The 16,960-nt window shown below is 41.5% G+C and carries 15 protein-coding genes; 6 read left to right on the top strand and 9 right to left on the bottom strand.

All coding sequences use genetic code 11. The features are described from left to right. Positions 1-209 precede the first annotated feature (209 nt). Positions 210-563 (bottom strand): hypothetical protein, encoded by a 354-nt coding sequence (locus KVY11_RS04425; RefSeq protein ID WP_004696191.1) that lies wholly within the window; start codon positions 561-563, stop codon positions 210-212. 231 nt (positions 564-794) lie between these two features. Between KVY11_RS04425 and rlmKL the strand changes: the two genes are divergently transcribed. Continuing rightward, positions 795-2,999, top strand: a complete 2,205-nt coding sequence (gene rlmKL / locus KVY11_RS04420; protein WP_184118300.1) for a bifunctional 23S rRNA (guanine(2069)-N(7))-methyltransferase RlmK/23S rRNA (guanine(2445)-N(2))-methyltransferase RlmL — start codon at positions 795-797, stop codon at positions 2,997-2,999. A 123-nt stretch (positions 3,000-3,122) separates the two neighbouring features. Here the strand turns inward: rlmKL and KVY11_RS04415 are convergent, their stop codons facing one another. The 3 genes from KVY11_RS04415 to KVY11_RS04405 form a co-directional block, all read right to left on the bottom strand. Then, positions 3,123-4,409, bottom strand: a complete 1,287-nt coding sequence (locus KVY11_RS04415) for a DUF945 family protein (RefSeq protein WP_218288249.1) — start codon at positions 4,407-4,409, stop codon at positions 3,123-3,125. Between the two features lie 228 nt (positions 4,410-4,637). After that, complete coding sequence (gene clpB, locus KVY11_RS04410; RefSeq protein ID WP_218288248.1) at positions 4,638-7,217, bottom strand: ATP-dependent chaperone ClpB; 2,580 nt, start codon at positions 7,215-7,217, stop codon at positions 4,638-4,640. Between the two features lie 390 nt (positions 7,218-7,607). Beyond that, entirely contained in the window at positions 7,608-8,030 is a 423-nt protein-coding gene (locus tag KVY11_RS04405) for an OsmC family protein (RefSeq protein WP_004982311.1), read from the bottom strand. 147 nt (positions 8,031-8,177) lie between these two features. Between KVY11_RS04405 and crp the strand changes: the two genes are divergently transcribed. Further along, positions 8,178-8,885, top strand: a complete 708-nt coding sequence (gene crp / locus KVY11_RS04400) for a cAMP-activated global transcriptional regulator CRP (protein ID WP_004696183.1) — start codon at positions 8,178-8,180, stop codon at positions 8,883-8,885. A 184-nt stretch (positions 8,886-9,069) separates the two neighbouring features. Further along, on the top strand, positions 9,070-10,119 hold the full coding sequence (locus KVY11_RS04395) for an NADP(H)-dependent aldo-keto reductase (protein WP_218288247.1): 1,050 nt from the start codon (positions 9,070-9,072) through the stop codon (positions 10,117-10,119). Between the two features lie 125 nt (positions 10,120-10,244). On the opposite strand, the gene KVY11_RS04390 is transcribed toward KVY11_RS04395, so the two are convergent. From KVY11_RS04390 to KVY11_RS04375, 4 genes are all read right to left on the bottom strand, one after another. Further along, entirely contained in the window at positions 10,245-11,018 is a 774-nt protein-coding gene (locus KVY11_RS04390; RefSeq protein ID WP_004982314.1) for a M48 family metallopeptidase, read from the bottom strand. A 186-nt stretch (positions 11,019-11,204) separates the two neighbouring features. Further along, a complete protein-coding gene (locus KVY11_RS04385; RefSeq protein ID WP_004696180.1) occupies positions 11,205-11,510 on the bottom strand; it encodes a hypothetical protein in 306 nt (101 codons plus the stop codon). 200 nt (positions 11,511-11,710) lie between these two features. Continuing rightward, positions 11,711-13,030: an adenylosuccinate synthase gene (locus tag KVY11_RS04380; protein ID WP_218288246.1), complete on the bottom strand. Its 1,320-nt coding sequence runs from the start codon at positions 13,028-13,030 to the stop codon at positions 11,711-11,713. A gap of 69 nt (positions 13,031-13,099) precedes the next feature. Next, on the bottom strand, positions 13,100-14,266 hold the full coding sequence (locus KVY11_RS04375; protein ID WP_218288245.1) for an ATP phosphoribosyltransferase regulatory subunit: 1,167 nt from the start codon (positions 14,264-14,266) through the stop codon (positions 13,100-13,102). A gap of 429 nt (positions 14,267-14,695) precedes the next feature. Between KVY11_RS04375 and KVY11_RS04370 the strand changes: the two genes are divergently transcribed. Then, positions 14,696-15,208: a hypothetical protein gene (locus KVY11_RS04370; RefSeq protein ID WP_114836828.1), complete on the top strand. Its 513-nt coding sequence runs from the start codon at positions 14,696-14,698 to the stop codon at positions 15,206-15,208. 88 nt (positions 15,209-15,296) lie between these two features. Here the strand turns inward: KVY11_RS04370 and KVY11_RS04365 are convergent, their stop codons facing one another. Next, positions 15,297-15,752, bottom strand: coding sequence for an Lrp/AsnC family transcriptional regulator (locus tag KVY11_RS04365; protein WP_062033751.1), 456 nt, complete (start codon positions 15,750-15,752; stop codon positions 15,297-15,299). A 163-nt stretch (positions 15,753-15,915) separates the two neighbouring features. Here KVY11_RS04365 and KVY11_RS04360 point away from each other — a divergent pair, with 163 nt between their 5' ends. Continuing rightward, the gene (locus tag KVY11_RS04360) at positions 15,916-16,662 is read left to right on the top strand and encodes an AzlC family ABC transporter permease (protein ID WP_218288244.1); all 747 of its coding nucleotides are present in this window, start codon (positions 15,916-15,918) and stop codon (positions 16,660-16,662) included. Further along, the gene (locus tag KVY11_RS04355; protein ID WP_005400577.1) at positions 16,659-16,958 is read left to right on the top strand and encodes an AzlD family protein; all 300 of its coding nucleotides are present in this window, start codon (positions 16,659-16,661) and stop codon (positions 16,956-16,958) included. Before KVY11_RS04360 ends, KVY11_RS04355 begins: the two co-directional genes overlap by 4 nt. The last annotated feature ends 2 nt before the right edge of the window (positions 16,959-16,960 follow it).

Raw genomic sequence — 16,960 nt, 5'->3', positions numbered from 1 at the left:
CTTAATTATCATCGGCTTCAAAACTAAGATTATGAAATTCTTATCTATTATTTCAACCAGTTAAATTAAACCATCAAAGGCTAAATTAGCCAAATTCTGAGTCCATCAAATTGCTATAAATATCAATTCTATAGAGTTTCTTATCTTATTTATCCCAAGCGGACATTTTAAAAAGCTCTCTTGCGAGAGCGATCCAACTTCAGCCATTCTTATCGTAAAGCGCCAATATAGTGATGTGACACTTGGGCACGGTAGATTTCTTCTTCAGTGGCTTCCAACTCATGTCGTGTCGTGTCGACCTGTTTAGGTTTTTCGATCACGGCGGTTTCTTCATAGTTAAAAACATCCATGACACTGTCTAAACGACTCACCAATCGAATCAGTTCAGCATCTTCTGTACTTAAAGCAAGCTCTGCCATTTGACGTGCATAACTTGGGTTTTCCACCAAATACATCACATCAATTACACGCCCCGATACACGGCGCAGACGTGCATAAAGTAAAGTTGCAATTGAAAAAGCATCAGCATGACTTACAACACCGCGATCTAACTTGGTCGACATATTCATCCCCTTTCAAGTGAAAAATATTTACTAACGATCTATCAGAAATCAGTCAGCAAATTAAACTTGCAAGGATTTAGCAAAATACGTACCAAAAACGTTATTGTTCACATGGTGATTCATTTATTTTGATATTTCCGCTGAGTAGAAGCATATTTAAAAAACCATTCAGAGGCAAAATACGTTAAACTTTAGCGAGTTTATTTTGTTTTATTTTGGTCTCTCAAATTTATGAAAACCGCTTCGCGTTTAAGCAGCTATTGGGTTACGTGTGCCGATGGCTTAGAAACCTTACTCCAAGAAGAATTAGAAGGTTTAGGTGTTCAAAACATTGAACGTTTTCCTGGGCGTTTAGTTTTCAAAGGTACACTGGAACATGCCTATCGCATTTGTATGTGGTCGCGTCTTGCTTCGCGTGTACTCACACCAATTCATGTCCATGAGCTGGAATTTAGCCATGACGCACGTGATGTCGCTGAAGAGCTCTACGAAGGTGCAATGAACTTTGATTGGTCGCTAATTTTTGCACCACAAAGCACCTTCGCCGTTCGTTTACATATTGAACGTGAAATTAAGGTGAACAGCCAGTTTGCAACTCTACGTGTAAAAGACGGTATCGTCGATTCATTCATGGAAGCTGTCGGTAAGCGTCCAAGTATTGATATTAAGCAACCTGAAATTACCATTTATGCACTCGCAGGAAAAACTGAACACACCTACTGTTTAGACTTATCTGGTGATTCATTGCATAAACGTGGCTACCGTCGTTATATGACCGATGCCCCAATTAAAGAAAACTTAGCTGCTGCGATTTTACAAAAAGCTAAGCTCCTTGCAAAAAGACCCGATATTTTCCTTGACCCCATGTGTGGTTCTGGGACGTTCATTATTGAAGCATTGATGATGCTGACTGACCGCGCACCTGGTTTAGTTCGTCGTTTCGGTTTCAATGGCTGGAATGGCCATGATCATGATCTGTGGATGAGCATTAAAGCGGAAGCAGCTGAACGCCATCAAACAGCCTTGGAACAACCTCTCCCTAAGTTCTACGCATTTGATGCAGACTGGGAAGCGGTAAAAGCCACCAAGCAAAATATTATTGCTGCTGGTTTTGAACGTGTACTTGACCAGATCCAAATCGAAGAACGAACTTTAGCCGATTGGCCAAACTTTGAAGCCGAAGGAAAAACAGCCTTTATTGTGACCAACCCACCTTATGGTGAGCGTTTGGGTGATAAAGCCTCAAACCGTGCTTTATATTTAGGCTTATCTGCTTTGCTGCAAAAGAACTTCCCAAATCAAACCGCAGCAGTTATCGCCGCAGCCGTCGAGCAAGCCGATGTATTGGCGCTGAATGACCCGCAAACCATGCGTTTGATGAATGGTAAACTGCCAATTTACGTACGTTCAGGTTCAGTTAAGCCAGTTGCAGTAGTCAAACCTTTCTTGGAAACATGGCAACCGCAACAGTTTGAAGCGATTGAAGGTGCTGAAGACTTTGCTAACCGTTTACAAAAGAACATGCAGACCTTAAAGAAATGGGCAGTAAAAGAAAACATTCACTGTTTACGTTTATATGATGCTGACCTTCCAGACTTTAACGTCGCAGTCGATTTGTATGGTGAACGTTTACACGTCCAAGAATATGCGCCACCGAAAAAAATCGATCCTGAAAAAGCCAAAAAGCGTTTCAACCTTGCTTTACAGGCGATTCGTGCGGTAACAGGTTTAGGCCGTGATGCGATCTTTATCAAAACACGTGCTCGCCAAGAAGGTAAAAACCAGTATACCAAGCAAAGTACTGCTTCTAAGCGTTTTATCGTGCAGGAAGGCAAAGCAAAAATTTTAGTCAATCTAACCGATTACTTAGATACAGGTTTGTTCCTCGACCACCGTCAAATCCGCTTACGCATTGCGCAAGAAGCGCGTGGTAAGCACTTTTTGAACCTCTATAGCTATACCTCTACAGCCAGCTTACATGCAGCTTTAGGCGGTGCGGCAAGTACCACCAGCGTTGATCTTTCAAATACATATTTGAACTGGTCTAAAGAGAACTTCGTCTTGAACGGCTTAACAGTCGATCATGCCGATGAACAACATCAGTTCTTTGCTAGTGATTGTTTTGAGTGGTTAAAAGAAGGTCATGAACAGTATGAGCTGATCTTTATTGACCCACCAACCTTCTCAAACTCGAAGAAGTTCTACGGTACCTTTGATGTACAACGCGACCATTTATCATTGCTCAAACGCGCGATGAACCGTTTAACTACGGATGGTACTTTGTACTTCTCGAACAACTATCGTGGTTTTGAAATGGACGAAGAAATTTTAGCATTCTTTGATGTCGAAGAAATTACCAGTGAAACCATTGGGCCTGATTTCAAGCGCAATCAAAAAATCCACCGTGCATGGAAAATTACCCATCCAAAAAACTAATGCACTGAAGATGAAATACCAGCAGGTCTTTCATCTTCGCTAAATTTTGCATTAGACAATTTTCAGATATAAAAAAGGGACGAAATACGTCCCTTTTATTATGTTAGATCATCATATTTTGCATTATTCAGTCAGGAAATTGGTTTGCCCATATTTGTAATCAACTGACATTTTCATGGTATTCCCTTCACGTTTCACCTGCCCTGAACTCTGCATCGTCGAAAGCATGCTTTCGATCTCTTGATCAGACATGCTGATGCCTCCTTTTTGCAGATAATTATTCATGATGCGTGAGATCATATTTTTATCAAACTGAATATCTGCTTTGTATTCCATTAAACTCGGCATCATTTTCACCATACCCATCACCGTCGATTGATGACTCGGCATAATACGCCCTGTCACACTCGCTTGTGCAACCCCTTCCCCAATAGCAAATTGGTTCTCTTTTGATTCAAAACGGAAACCTTCATTAATCACTGCCAATAAAGCAGGCTCCATATCTTTTTCCATTGCCTCTTTTGCCAAACAACTGTTTTCACTTTTCGCCAAAATATCAAACAGCGTCTGTAATTTTTGTCGGTTTACATCGAGCACATTAAAATTAAACTGTACGTTTTGGACAGCGGGTGCTGAAGGCATTTTCATTTCATCTAGACGCAACAACATTTCAGTGTTTACAACTCGGTCTGTCAGTTCACTTTGCGTTTCTATACTAAAATTCTTCAGTTCGGCATTGATCGGTTTATTGATATCTCGATCTGACATTTTCAGTAGATCCATCTTAATTTTGGTTTCACCCGCCTCAAGATATTCACCATTCAGCCCTTGGTTACTTTCTAGCTTTAGTCCCACCATTTGCAAATGTATATTTGGATCGGTGACTGTTAGATTCGGAATTTCAAGCTGTAAATCCAGTATCTTTAACTGTTGTTCGATCGGTTTTGCCCGAAACTTTAATGTCATCGGGTCTAATCTAGACTGGAGTTGAGCTTCATTGCGGGTAATCACTGGCGTAGTCAAGGTACTATTCAAAGTACCCAACCAATTCACTTTGCTTTGTACTTTAAGTGGTTCCTTCAACAAGGACTGAAGTGCACCAGGTGCTTGCATAATATTAATATCTGAACGAATCGCATATCCATTCCAACTCCGTTGAATATGATCCTGCCCCTTCAATTGGATCACTTCTTTCGGTTTACATGGGTCTAGTACTAATTCAGCGGTCCAGTTCGCACTGCCATTTAAAGCACCCATTTGAAATTGTTGATATTGCAACTTTAAATCATTCGACTGTTTGGTGCTGTGTTGATAATAAGCCTTCAAGCTTTTATCCGCATAAAGATTACCCCCCACTGCGACCACAGCAAGCGTAAGTACGCCTCCAATACCCCACTTCAATTGAGTCATTTCTTCTATCTCAAGTTGTTTGTTTTTTATTAAAATAAATTATAAAGAGAATCTTCGAATAAAGATAATTGTTTTGCAAATAAATCACTTATATGCCATACCTATCACATAAATGTGAAAACTTAGGTCACATTTTTGCTTAAAAGTGTCATCTTTTAACATTTCTATCACGCAATAAAAAACCCAGCCGAAGCTGGGTTTTTTAGTTTCAATGAACCATGTAAATGATTAACTCATTTTCACTTTATCAAAGCTCAACTGACCATCATGTGCAGTGATCATAATATTGTCTCCAGCCACATAGTAACCAGACAATATCTTTTGTGCTAAATTGTTTTCGACCTGTTGTTGGATGGCACGTTTCAATGGGCGTGCACCGTATACAGGGTCAAAACCAGCGTCAATCAATAAGTCAAAGGCTTGATCATCCACCGTTAAGCGCATATCTTTTTCAACCAAACGATCACGTAAACGATCCAATTGAATATCCGCAATACCACGAATTTGCGCTTTTTTGAGTGAATGGAAAACCACTAACTCATCAATACGGTTGATAAACTCTGGACGGAAATGTTGCGTCACAGCATTCATCACCACTGCTCGCACTTCTTCATCCAAAGGATTATCACCCAACTCACGCACATCACTCGAACCTAAATTCGATGTCATGACGATCACGGTATTTTTAAAGTCAACCACGCGACCTTGCGAATCCGTTAGGCGACCATCATCCAAAACTTGGAGCAAGATGTTAAACACATCGGGATGTGCTTTTTCTACTTCATCGAACAGCACGACACTATACGGTTTACGGCGTACAGCTTCGGTTAGCACACCACCTTCTTCATAGCCGACATAACCAGGAGGCGCACCCACCAAACGGCTGACAGAGTGTTTTTCCATAAACTCGGACATGTCGATACGAATCATGGCATCGTCACTATCAAACAAGAAGTTTGCCAGTGCTTTGGTCAACTCTGTTTTACCAACACCCGTTGGGCCCAAGAATAAGAACGAGCCGCTTGGTCGGTTCGGGTCAGATAAGCCAGCACGCGAACGACGAACCGCATTGGATACTGCAACTACAGCATCATCCTGCCCAACGACACGGTTATGTAAGAACTCTTCCATATGGAGAAGTTTCTCACGTTCACCTTGCATCATTTTAGCCACTGGAATGCCGGTAGCAGCACTAACGACTTCTGCAATTTCATTGTCAGTGACTTTGTTACGCAGTAGTTTTGGCTCTTCTTTTTCCTCAACGACTTCTTCTTCATTGAGACGTTTTTCCAGCTCTGGAATCACACCATACTGAAGACGTGACATTTCACCCAAGTCGTTTTCACGCTGCGCTTTTTGCAGCGCAATACGAGCCTGATCTAATTCAGCTTGAACTTGTTTGGTGCCTTCAACTAAGGTTTTTTCAGCTTTCCAAACTTCTTCTAGATCATTGTATTCGTGTTGAACTTCGCTAATTTGCTTTTCAAGATGAGCGACTTCCGCACGACTACCTGCATCTTCATCTTTTTTCACTGCTTCAAGTTGTAGTTTCAATTGAATCAAACGACGTTCAAGTTTATCCAGAGCTTCTGGCTTAGAGTCCAGCTCCATTTTGATACGAGAAGCCGCTTCATCAATCAAATCAATTGCTTTATCAGGCAATTGACGGTCGGTGATATAACGATGTGACATTTTCGCTGCTGCAATGATGGCAGAGTCTAAAATTTTCACACCATGGTGCACTTCGTAGCGCTCTTTCAACCCACGTAAAATCGCAATGGTATCTTCCACACTCGGCTCATCGACCAACACTTTTTGAAAACGACGCTCTAGCGCAGCATCTTTTTCAATGAATTGGCGATATTCATCTAATGTGGTTGCACCAACACAGCGTAGCTCACCACGTGCCAGAGCAGGTTTGAGCATATTACCTGCATCCATCGCACCATCGCCTTTACCAGCGCCTACCAGCGTGTGTAATTCATCGATAAATAAAATGACTTCACCATCTTGTTTAGACAAATCTTTCAGTACTGCTTTTAAGCGCTCTTCAAACTCGCCACGATATTTAGCACCCGCAAGCAATGAACCCAAATCTAAGGATAAAACACGTTTACCTTGTAGGCTTTCAGGCACTTCGCGGTTAATAATCCGCTGTGCCAAGCCTTCAACAATGGCTGTTTTACCCACCCCTGGTTCACCAATCAACACTGGGTTATTTTTGGTACGACGCGACAAAACTTGAATGGTACGACGAATTTCATCATCACGCCCAATCACAGGATCTAACTTACCTGCCAGTGCGCGTTCAGTTAAATCAATGGTGTATTTATTCAGAGAATCACGTTGATCTTCATGATTGTTGCTCATGACTTTCTCATCACCTCGAATTTTTAAAATGACTTTGCGTAAGCTTTCTGCTTGCACGCCCACACTGTTGAGTAGCGTTTTAGTTGCCCCCACTTCGGCCAAGGCTTGCATCACCCAATCGGTAGACAAAAACTCATCGCCTGCTTTTTGCGCGAAGCTATCTGCCAAATTCAGTGCTTTGACTGCCTCTGAACTTAAGTTGACGTCCCCTGTGGGATTAGTCAGTGTTGGTGCATCAGCTAGTGCTTGTTTTAATTTGCTTTGTAAAGCAGGTAAATTGGCACCCGCTTGTTGCAACAAACTCAGATTAGAGGTTTCTTCTAACAATGTTGATAAGATATGAATACCTTCAATTGCGGTATGGTCTTTCCCCACTGCAAGTGATTGAGCATCTGAGAGAGCTTGCTGTAAGCGGTTTGTGAATTTTTCAAATCGCATTCTTGTTTTCCTCACAACAAATTTCGAACTTGATGGATATATGGGAACAATTGCTCAAAATTCAATTCAAATTTAATTAATTTTTCTACATTTTAACTTATTTTTCATTAGCTTATCTTAACAATAAATTCATAAGACTCGGTTATAAGATGGGTCTTATCCGCCTTATTTTCAAGCGCCAACCTAGATTATTTATGTATTAAAGACCACGACGACCTATCAATCCGTGACAACCAAAATCATTTGATCAATTATTAATCAAACAAACAACGCATTTTTCTATTTATTCGTGTGATGAATTGTGTCCCAGTTTACGGAATCAAAACAAAAGCGTGAAGCATGAAAAAGGCCGATCACTAGATCAGCCTCAAATGACTTAAAAGTCAGCGTTTAATTTGCTTCAATAATCTCAAAATCATGGGTGATTTCAACCCCACCATCCATCAACATTTTGCTCGCAGAACAGTACTTTTCTGCCGATAATTCCACAGCTTTTGCGACTTGTTTTTCCTTCACCGCATGACCCGTAATCACGAAATGTAAGTGGATTTTTGTGAACACTGCAGGGATGCTATCTGCCCGCTCTGCCTTGAGTTCACAGCGTACATCGGTAATTTCTTGGCGTGATTTTTTAAGTATGGTTACGATGTCAAAAGAAGCGCAACCACCCAGCCCTGTCAGGATCAATTCCATTGGTCTTGGACCACGGTTTTCACCCCCATATTCTGGCGATCCATCCATGATAACACTGTGACCACTTTGAGTTTTTGCTTCGAAAGCAACATTCTCTAACCAATGAACAGTTGTTTGCATTGCAAGTACCTAAAAAAAGCTATAGATTGACGAAGTGACTGTACACTAACATAAATTGAGTTGATAAGGAATTTCAGCTCTGACTGTGTGACAAGTTCACCCTAGGTCTGTGCGATCTATATTTTATCCATTTTCGGAACCGTTAGCATGACTTCAAGCTTTTCACAATTAAGCACTGATGCGCTGTCTCCAGGTCAACTCCCCGAGTCAGTCAAAGCATTATTAAAACGCGCATATATTAATCGTTATCCTAAGCGTACCACCATCGTAGATGCAGGCTCAGAATCTAAATCTTTATATTTGATTTTAAAAGGTTCGGTCTCCATTATTCTGCGTGAAGACGATGAACGTGAAATCGTGGTCGCTTATTTAAATGCGGGTGATTTTTTTGGGGAAATGGGTCTATTCGAAGCAAACTCACAACGTACTGCAGAAGTTCGTACCCGTGATGTCTGCGAAATTGCTGAAGTGACTTATGAAAACTTCCATGAACTCAGCAAACAATACCCTGACCTAAGCTATGCAGTATTTGCACAGCTAGTTCGCCGTTTAAAAAATACCACTCGTAAAGTGACTGACCTTGCATTTATCGACGTTTCAGGTCGTATTGCGCGTTGCCTAATCGACCTATCTTCGCAACCTGAAGCGATGATTTTACCAAATGGCCGCCAAATTCGTATTACGCGTCAAGAGATTGGACGTATTGTCGGTTGTTCACGTGAAATGGTTGGTCGTGTTTTAAAAACACTCGAAGAGCAAGGCATGATCGAAACTGATGGTAAAGCCATCTTAATTTTTGATGCCTCTTTAGAAGAGTCAAAAGCGAATGCTGATGACTATGAAGACGAAGAATAAGACTTTTCTTCGTAGCTGATACAGCCAAAAGCAAATCTTAGGATTTGCTTTTTTTTGCCTTTAAATCTGCTTCTGTTTTGACAAATTCATGACAAACTTTGTAAAAATAGTGATTTAACCTACTGGGCATAACTGTGTAACCTAATTCGACCGGAAAAACGCAGTCCATAAAAGGAAATGTTGAATGCAATTTAAACCTTTAGCCAATACAGGCATTTTGGTGCCTGAAATTTGTCTCGGCACCATGACCTTTGGTGAGCAAAACACTCAAGCTGAAGCCTTTGAGCAACTTGACTATGCTTTGGCGCAAGGCATTAACTTTTGGGATACTGCTGAAATGTACCCTGTTCCTCCAAAACCTGAAACACAAGGTGCAACCGAAAGTATTATTGGCCAATGGATTGCCCAGCGCGGCGGTCGGGACAAGTTATTTCTAGCCTCTAAAATTGCAGGGCCATCTCAAGGTGGTAGTCATATTCGTGATGGACAGACTCGTTTTAATGCAAGCGACATTTCTTCGGCTCTAGATGGCAACCTAAAGCGTTTACAGACCGATTATATCGATTTATATCAGCTACACTGGCCACAACGTCCAACCAACTTTTTTGGCAAATTAGGCTATGAAAACAGTGAAGCTCATAACACGCAAACCGTGACCTCTTTGCAAGAAACACTACAAGCACTAGAAGCAGAGATTCAAAAAGGTCGTATTCGTTATATTGGCTTATCTAATGAAACACCATGGGGCACCATGAAGTTTCTACAAATTGCAGAACAGCTCGGCCTGTCTAAATTTGTCAGTGTGCAAAATCCATATAGCCTATTGAACCGTACTTATGAAATTGGTATGTCAGAAATTGCGAAATATGAAGGCGTTGGTTTACTCGCCTATTCCCCACTCGCTTTTGGCTATCTCACAGGTAAATTCCGTAATGGTGCACGCCCAGCGAATGCTCGCGTGACGCTTTTCAGCCGCTTTAGTCGTTATAGCAACCCAGAGAGTGAATGGGCAACAGAACAGTATGCACAGCTGGCTGAACATCACGGTTTAACGCCGACGCAACTGGCTTTAGCCTTCATCAAGCAGCAGTTTTTTGTGACCAGTACGATTATTGGGGCAACCAACTTAGACCAGTTGAAAGAAAATATCCAAGCCTTTGAGATAGATTTATCGGAAGAAGTTTTACAGGGTATTCAAGCTATCCATCAGCAACAACCTAATCCTGCGCCATAGATATTTCTTAGTTAGCTGTTCAGGTGAAACACGACTTCACCTGTCACAAATAATTTATACTTTTCAAAATCATCAACTGACATTAAAAAAGGACGCCTTAGCGTCCTTTTTTACTCAAAGATAAATTAACGTCTTTGATTATAAACCGCTTGAGCAGCAGCTAAATTCTTACGCATTGCTTCAATACGCTGACTATTTGATGGGTGTGTCGACAGGAATGAAGAACCGCCTGCTCCATCAAGCTTATTCATTTTTTCCCACAGACTAATTGCGGCTTGAGGGTTATAACCTGCTTTAGCCATCAACATTAGACCACCTTGGTCCGCACGACTTTCTAGGCTACGTGAGTATGGCAAACCAATACCAATTTGACTACCTAGCTGCGCTGCTGCTGAACCTGTTTGACCCACACCTGCTGCACTTAGACCAATTCCCAAGGCCAAATCCGTTAATGCCTGCGCACCCACTTTACTCTTCGAGTGCTCTTCTAAAGCATGCACCATCTCATGTCCCATCACCGCTGCAATTTCAGCATCAGTTAGGTTCAATTTATCTACAATACCTGTGTAGAACACCACCTTACCACCAGGTGCAACATAGGCGTTGACCTGATTTGACTTAAGTACCGCCAACTGCCAGTCAAATTTCGTTCCAGTTTGGTTCATTTGATCGGCATATGGCTTCAAGCGATTGAATACACCATAAATACGCTTATAGGTCGTAGATGAGGTATCTAAGGTCTTTGTGCTTCGCGCTTCATTCACTGTTTTGTTGAAGCCTTGGGTTGCTGCTGCATTTAATGTTGCAGTGTCTGCACCTGCCACTTCCGCAAAAGTTGCACAACCTGAAATGGTAACCACACTTGCTGCACACAAACTCATTAATATTTTATTTTTCATTATTGCTTAACTCCATCCATCTCAAAGCATTTTACATAATGTGCTGAATTATATTGAATAGATTTAAAGTGTTAAATATCATCACCGCGTTTTATCATAGCAATTATGTAAAAATATCTTCACAATTAAGTACAATAAGCCAAATTTCAGCGGTAAAGCCTTATCTACACGCCACCTTAAACCTACTTACATAAACTGAATTAAAAGCCAATAAACCAAACACAGGATATTTAAACCCAAATACAGGTGGCTTAAAGGTTCAATTTTTTCCTCAAGGGTCGCACTTTTACGCTTTGCAAACAGAAATGCATTTTGGAGCAGAATGATCGGCACCAAGATACAAGCAATAATCACAGACAATCCAATGAGCGCACTATAAATCACGTCTGGATCGGTGGTTTGCCCTTGAATAATCATCATCGCGATTGTTGGCGCACCACCCATAGCAAAAAGTAGTGAGTAAAAAATAGTTCCCGCGATATTCTTTTGCATCCTGCCTGCTCATCTGTTTATTGTGCATTTTATTCTAACAAGCACTTATACACTATGTCGTGCTTATTCATGCAACTTTAGTCGGGAAAATCATTCCAGCTCAGCAGCTTAAATCAATATCTGTAACGCTCATGTACAGATGGATCGCACAAATAAAAAACCCTGTACGAGACAGGGTTTTTTACTCAATGCTTTATCGTTTAAGCGTCAAATGGATGACGTAAAACAATCGTTTCTTCACGGTCTGGACCTGTAGAAATGATATCGATTGGGCATTCGATTAATTGTTCAATGCGTTTTACATAGTTGATCGCTGCTTGTGGCAATTGATCCATTGATTTCGCACCAAAGGTAGACTCAGACCAACCCGACATCGTTTCGTAAATTGGTTTTAAAGTTTCAAATGCAAGCGCATCAGAAGAACCAACACAACCAGAATCTGCCGCTTCGTAACCTACGCAGATTTTCACTTCTTCTAAACCATCAAGAACGTCAAGTTTAGTTAAGCAAATACCTGAAAGTGAGTTTACGTCTACAGAACGACGAAGGATTTCAGCATCGAACCAACCACAACGACGTTGACGACCTGTAGAAGCGCCAAATTCAGAACCTACAGTCCCTAAGTGCTTACCAATCGCATCACCTACGTCATTTGCAGCGTCATAAACCAACTCAGTTGGGAACGGACCTGCACCTACACGTGTTGTATATGCTTTAGTAATACCCAATACATAATCAAGATGTAATGGACCCAAACCAGAACCTGAGCTTACACCACCAGCAGTCGTGTTTGAAGACGTTACATACGGATATGTACCATGGTCAACATCTAGAAGTGAACCTTGAGCACCTTCAAACATGATGTTGTCACCGTTTTTACGGTAATTATGCAGCTCTGTAGTGACATCAATCACAAGTGGTGCAACCACTTCACGCCATTGATCACACAGCGCAAGTACATCTTCTAATTTAACTGCTTCTACGCCGTAGAATTGCGTTAATTGGAAGTTATGGTACTCAAGAAGTTCAGTTAACTGAGCTTTAAGATGCTCGCCACCACGAACCAAGTCTGCAACACGAATTGCACGGCGTGCAACTTTGTCTTCATACGCAGGACCAATACCACGACCAGTGGTACCAATTTTCGCATTACCACGCTTGATTTCACGCGCTTGGTCAAGTGCAATATGGTTTGGCAAAATCAGTGGACAGTTCGGAGAAATACGTAGACGTTCTTTAACTGGCACGCCTTCTTTTTCAAGAATGTCCATCTCTTTGATGAGCGCTTCAGGAGAAAGCACCACACCATTACCAATTAAGCACAGTACGTTTTCACGTAAAATACCAGATGGAATGAGGTGTAATACAGTTTTCTTACCACCAACGACAAGTGTATGACCTGCGTTATGTCCGCCTTGATAACGAACGACCGCAGCCGCTTGATCTGTGAGCAGGTCGACGATTTTACCTTTACCTTCGTCGCCCCATTGGGTACCGAGTACCACAACATTCTTGCCCATAATAGCCTCATTGCATCATGCTGTTAAAATTGAAGAACTTCTCAGGTTTTAGCTTACCTGAAGAAGTGATTAAATCTGTTCTACAGTCCATTGACCTGCAACATTCACCAACTGGTGCGTTGCATATGGAAGTGTAGTTAAATCATCCTGCCCCAAAAGTTGAATCACGCTCATGCCTTGAGCACGCGTGTGTTCAATCGCTTGGATCAAATCTGTTTGAGTACCTTTGGGTGCAACCACAAGACTGTTTTGCTGAAAACGACCTGCACTAAGTGCATATAAGTCACAACTAAAGCCCGTTGCTGGACGCGCACGCCCAAAGTGCTCACCAATTCCGTCATAACGTCCACCTTGTGCCAATGGCGCAGCACGGTTTGGTGCATAAACGGCATACATTAAGCCCGTATGGTAGTGATACGAACGTAGCTCAACCACATCAATACCCATCTGAAGATTTGGCCAACGTGCTTGAATCTCAGATTGTGTGGTTTTTAATGCATCGAAAGCGTGCTTAAATTCTGCATCGGCAACGACTTCTGAACTTAAATGCGTTTGCAAGGCATCTAAGTCACTTGCATAACGTCCTAAAGTATAAAAGTCAGCACCGAAGTTTAAATCTTGGGTAAATTCAGCCAATTCTGGCAGAGCTTTACGTTGGTATAAATCAGAGAGTTGGCGTTCAGTCGCTTTGTTTAAACCCGCAACCTTCACCATACTACGGAATAAGCCCACATGGCCTAAATCCAAATGGATACCGTCTGCAAAACCTGTTTTTTCAAGCAGGCTGATCATCACATCGATCAGTTCAACATCGGCATCGATGCTGTCTGAACCGAATAGCTCAGCACCTAACTGCAAAGGTGTACGCGTGGTATTAAAGCCCTGTGGTTTGGTATGTAGGACTGTTCCTGCATAGCAATAGCGAGCGACGCCTTCAACTGGATGTACATGCGCATCAATACGAGCCACTTGTGGTGTCATATCGGCACGCACACCAAGCAAACGACCAGAAAGCTGATCAATCACTTTAAAAGTGGCTAAGTCTAAATCTTGATTCGATTCTGAAAGAGAAGATAACGATTCGATGTATTCAATGAATGGCGTGTACACCAACTGATAACCTCGAGTTGCGAGGAAATCTAATGCTTGACGACGCAAAGTTTCAATCACTTGCGCCTGTTCTGGTAGTACATCAGCTACACCATCAGGTAATAACCATGTCTCTGAAATGGGCATGTTGTAAACCTAAAATCTTGTCTGCGCGGAACGAATCCGCATAAAAAAATCGGGGCACACCCGATTTCTCTTAGTCTATCACGATACAATGTGCTGTGCATTAGACAATTTCGGAAAATTTAATTTATCGTTTCGATGTCATCGTTAACAAGTTTATACATTCTGACCGATTTGGAGCGAGCCATTCAAAACATGTCTTTAGACAATGCCCAAGTATCATAATCAATAATATTAACTCATCCTAGTGCTCCGCACAGATTGGAAAAATTCATATAAGACTTTGTTTTATATTTTATTTCCAATTATACCTATGCTTGCACAAAAGGCACATTCTTTTATACTTCAGCTCAATTTGACAGCAAAAATAAATACAACGGCGCTATACAGATAGCACTTTTAATCACATATTTTTTACTTGGGGAAAATTCGATGGAAATGCATAGCAACTTATATTACAGGCATGCAGATGCTCAAATCATGTCAAAGTTAGACCGATTATTTCAAGAACATCGCGGCGATGCGAGTCAATTTACAGCTTTAGTCTGTGACATCAATCCAGAACATGGTGCTGAACTGGCCGAAGATATTTTAAATACCGTCGATAATATCGAGTTTGACTTAGGTCCTGAATCGCTATACTCCCTCGCGGGTTATTCCATCGCACACTTTGTCCATGGTTCATCAGGTGATGAGTTCATGGAAGCGATTTTATTCTTCCTGAAAGCCTTGCTTCCTGACATCCATGCGCAAGCATGGGGTTGCGGTGATGATGATCCTTGGGAGTTTTGGTTCAAATTTGAAGGTGATGAACTGGTTCGTGAAGATGATGAACCTTTAAATGATCCTGAAGAAGATGAAGAAATTAAAGCCAGTATTTATGCATGGTGGCACGCAGATCTGCCTAAAGAAATTAAAGAAGGCTTTTTAAACGAAGAGTCATAATATCCTAAGTAGCATGACTAGAGTACAAGTCCTATCACTTTGAGTCATGCTGTCACATTCACGGGCAATTTCGCTATCAACTTTTGAGTTACCAAATCGGCAATTCTGTGGTTTGTTTGATATTTTGTAATGGAATTTCTGTTTTAATACTTTGTATATTGGGGATTTTATTTAGACGATGGATTTGAAACTGTCGATAGGCGTCTAAGTCTGCAACCACAATACGTAAAAAGAAATCACAATCCCCTGCCATTAAATGACACTCGACCACTTCAGGAACTTCACGAATCGATTCAACAAATTGGTTCACCGTTTGCGGATCCTGACTCTTTAGCCAAATGCGTGCAAACACGGTCAATCGCAGATTCACTTTAGCAGGATCTACCAAAGCCACATAAGCCCGAATAATCCCGTCTTCTTCTAGTTGTCTTACTCGTCTTAAACACGGTGAAGCAGACAGTCCAATGCGCTGAGCCAGTTCATTATTTTGAAGTTTCCCATCGACTTGTAGTACTTGTAATATACGCTTATCTGTTTGATCCATAAATTCCACCCCTAAAGCATAATTTTGCTCAGACTTAACCAATCACAGCATATTATTCCAAACAAGCTCTATATTAAGCTAAATAAAGCAAAAAATATCTCTGGAAAAACCCTACACTTATTCACATACTGCACCAAAACCTAGCACGCATAGGCAATTTAAAATGTTCTCCCTTAGAAATACAACTCAAGAACTCAATGACTCTACAGATTACGTCGAGTTTAAACGTGGTATTAAAACATCTATCCCCATGCTGCTGGGCATTATTCCTTTTGCTTTGGTCTTAGGAACACAAGCCACTCAAAAAGGCTTTAGCCATTTAGAAGTTCCATTATTTACTGGTCTAAACTTTGCGGGCGGTTCCGAATTTGCTGTGCTCGAAGTTTGGACCAATCCACCAAATTTTCTCGTTTTAATTTTCATTACGTTCCTAGTCAATAGCCGTCACTTACTCATGGGTGCAAGTCTCGTGCCCTATTTACGCCATTTGCCTAATCGACAGGTTTTCCCTGCCCTGTTTTTCATGTGTGATGAAAGTTGGGCCGCAGCGCTTGCCGATGCAGAAAAGAAGAAAAGATTTGGGCTACAACAGGCCTTTAGCATGTCCTACTACGCAGGCATCTGTTTTGCTCTGTATTTGATGTGGGTCAGTTTTACCAGCTTAGGAGCCATTCTTGGTCCTTTGCTAGGCGATGTTCACCATTATGGATTTGATATGGCCTTTGCTGCAGTATTTTTGGTTTTACTACGTGGTATGTGGAAAGGCTTCAGCGCCGCACGCCCTTGGCTTATCAGTCTAATCAGTGCGGCCATTGCTTATTTATATTTACCGACGGGTTGGTATGTGCCTATTGGGGCAATCTGTGGCATCGCCTCTGCCTTCTTATTTATTCAGGAGGATGAGCTATGATCCACAGTACAACACTTATCGCGATTTTATTGGTCGCAGCAACCACTTATCTGACGCGTATATTGGGCTATGTTTTGCTGAAAAATAAAACTTTAAGCAACAAACAACGAAAGATTTTGGAAGTTGTTCCCGGCTGCGTACTTATTTCAGTAATTGCACCTTATTTTGTCAAAGACAATGTCGCAGATCTACTCGCCATTGCCATCACATTGATTGCAGCTTCACGCTTTTCACTTTTACCAACCGTTGTGATTAGTATGCTGAGCGCGGCATTATTACGTACCGTGCTCATCTAAAC

It is taken from the genome of Acinetobacter sp. CWB-G5, from assembly GCF_019209785.1.
Lineage (GTDB): Bacteria > Pseudomonadota > Gammaproteobacteria > Pseudomonadales > Moraxellaceae > Acinetobacter > Acinetobacter johnsonii.
The sequence above is the reverse complement of the archived record's forward strand: the minus strand, read 5'-3'. Positions and strand labels throughout refer to the sequence as shown.